Raw genomic sequence first — 1,380 nt, forward strand, 5'->3', positions numbered from 1 at the left:
ACTGACGAGCTGGGAATGCTTATGTTGGACCGACCCGAACCGGTCGAAAACCTGACCACTTGGGTTTATGAGGAAGGAAGTTTAGTCCCCACCGCTAAGCTATGCGAAGGTAAGTCCTACTCGATTGTATCGGACTATTTGGGAAGACCTGCTCAGGCCTATGATGACAAAGGGGAACTGGTTTGGCAGGTGGAATTTGACATCTATGGCAGAATACGGGAAGATACTTTTAACAATCAGCCGTTTATTCCGTTCCGGCAACCGGGGCAGTATGAAGATGTAGAAACGGGGCTTTATTATAATCGGTTTAGGTATTATAATCCTGAAACCGGCTTATATATTAGCCAAGATCCCATAAAACTGGCGGGGAATAACCCGAATTTTTATGCGTATGTGCATGATAGCAATGCTTGGGTGGATCCGTTTGGGTTGATGGCTGTAACAAATACTGTTGATTTTACAGGACATCCCGATTTATTTCCAACAACAGGAAATCAAAAAAATATTGTAACTATAAAATTGCAAGGAGATAGGAGCGCAGATTTTACGCAGGCTTTTAAAGAAGCTGGTATAAACAAGGCTGATGCTACGGGTTATACTTGGCATCATGTTGCTGATTTTGATCCAACAACAGGAAAATCTACAATGCAATTAGTAAAAACACAAACACATGAGGCTTCTTTACCACATAAGGGATCAGCAGGGCAATTTGCAGATCATTTTGGAATAGAATACGATACTTTTGAAGCTAAACAAAAAGCTTATGATATGGGATATAGAGAAAAAGCTCCTCAACGAAGAGCTAAAAAAGCAAAAATAGAGTGTAAATAAATAATTATTCCTATGTTTAATAAATGTGCTATAAAATTAACAATTGAAGATATTCAAGAAGTTGAAAATCTTATACATTTAAACTTTCCAAAAGACTTTATAGATCATTATCTAAAATATAATGGTGGAGTTCCTCCAAGGACATATTTTTACATGGAAGAATATGAAACTTTTGTGGAAATTAGCAGTTTTAAATCTATTAAGTACAAGTCTGATTCAGAAGATCCTAGAATCGAAGATACATATCAAAATTTATCAATAGAAAAAAATATTATCCCAAAAAATATGCTACCTTTTGCTATGGATTGGGGGGGGAATTTATTTTGTATGAATGTAGAGACTGAAGATATTTACATTATTTATCTAGATTTAGGAGAAGTTAATGAATCAAATGGAAGTATAAGGTTTTTAATAAATGGATTTTCTAATTTTTTAGATAATTTAGAAGAGAATGGAGATGAATAGATAAAATAAAACAAAAAGCCAACCTAAAAAAGTTGGCTTTTTTATTTAAGCGTTGAGTTTATCTAAGATTTCCAGTTCGAAACG

The 1,380-nt window shown here is 34.9% G+C and carries 2 protein-coding genes; both read left to right on the forward strand.

Annotated features, from left to right (window positions below; all coding sequences use genetic code 11):
- The coding region (locus ASC36_RS11165) for an RHS repeat-associated core domain-containing protein (protein WP_141656277.1) at positions 1 to 831 on the forward strand (831 nt) is incomplete at its 5' end.
- A 12-nt stretch (positions 832 to 843) separates the two neighbouring features.
- Entirely contained in the window at positions 844 to 1,296 is a 453-nt protein-coding gene (locus ASC36_RS10375; RefSeq protein ID WP_055426412.1) for an SMI1/KNR4 family protein, read from the forward strand.
- Positions 1,297 to 1,380 lie beyond the last annotated feature (84 nt).

The sequence above is a fragment of the Apibacter mensalis genome (genome assembly GCF_001418685.1).
GTDB classification, from domain to species: Bacteria; Bacteroidota; Bacteroidia; order Flavobacteriales; family Weeksellaceae; genus Apibacter; species Apibacter mensalis.